Annotated in this window: 1 protein-coding gene; it reads left to right on the top strand. The window is 35.1% G+C overall.

Annotated elements, in window-relative coordinates:
- Positions 1 to 139: 139 nt before the first annotated feature.
- Positions 140 to 1,204 (top strand): LLM class flavin-dependent oxidoreductase (locus ACHABU_RS20655; protein ID WP_435766836.1); only part of this gene is annotated, 1,065 nt, incomplete at its 3' end.

Below are 1,204 nucleotides of genomic sequence, written 5' to 3'. Positions count from 1 at the left end.
AAATATTAAAAATTTTTTAAAGTATTTGAAATACTATTGACAAACCTATATGTAAGCGTTTAATATTGTGTATAACATAGTTGAATGAAGTTAAACTATCGTTAACAACTTATAAAGAGTAAAAAGGAGAGGTACATTTATGAAGTTTGGTTATTTTACACTTACAGATAATCCGATTGAATTTGGTCAAGATCGAAGAGATCCAAATGAGTACATTAAAGATGTGGTAGATCAGGCGGTTTACGCAGAAGAATTAGGTTTTAATTCCGTATGGCTCCCAGAGCATCACTTTAATGTGTTAGGAGTGCTTCCATCCCCATCTGTGGCATTGTCTTACATTGCGGCAAAAACAGAAAAAATTAAATTGGCACCTGCCACAGTCTTATTACCTGCTAACCATCCAATACGGATGGCAGAAGAATATGCACTGCTAGATTTACTTAGTGATGGTAGAGCTATTTTCTCTGCTGGTCGAGGATATGATAAACGTGAATATGATGTATTTGAAATTGACTTTAAGAAAAGTCGTGAGATTTTCTTTGAACAATTAGATATTATGAAGAAAGCATGGACAGAAGGAAAGTTTTCTTATGAAGGAGAGTTCTTTACGTTCCCAGAAATTGAGATTACACCTAAACCAGTACAGGATCCACATCCACCAATCTATGTGGCTTCCTTCAGCCGTGGATCCTTAGTAAAAGCTGCGGAAATGGGGGAAAATGTCATGTTTGCACCATTCGCTGCGTCCCAAGTGTATGGTGGCATTGACCAAGCCGTTAATGAATTTAAAAAATTGTCGGAAGAAAACGGCTATAAAGATAAAAAAGCAATTTGTTCCTATTTCTTAAACATAACAGAAACACCCGAAGAAACAGAAGCAACGAAAGTACGGATGCTGCAATATTTCGAAGGACTTGTTCCTGCATTTCCAGATGATATTACAATGGCACCTCCAAATATCCAATACTTCGCAAAAATTGTTGAGCGATTGAAAACGATTAAAACGAATGATTTAGGTGAAGAAAGTATTATTGTTGGCGATGCAGATTATGTAGTAAAAGAATTGAAAAAAATCGAAGCATCTGGTATTGAAGAAGTTATCATTTATTTCGACTTTGGTGTAATCAGTCATGAAGAAACAATAAAATCAATGGAACGATTCTCAAAATATGTCATGCCTCATTTTGAAGAATCAAATGTGAAA

It is taken from the genome of Oceanobacillus sp. CF4.6 (assembly GCF_051262635.1).
Taxonomy (GTDB): Bacteria; Bacillota; Bacilli; order Bacillales; family Amphibacillaceae; genus Oceanobacillus.
The sequence above is the reverse complement of the archived record's forward strand: the minus strand, read 5'-3'. Positions and strand labels throughout refer to the sequence as shown.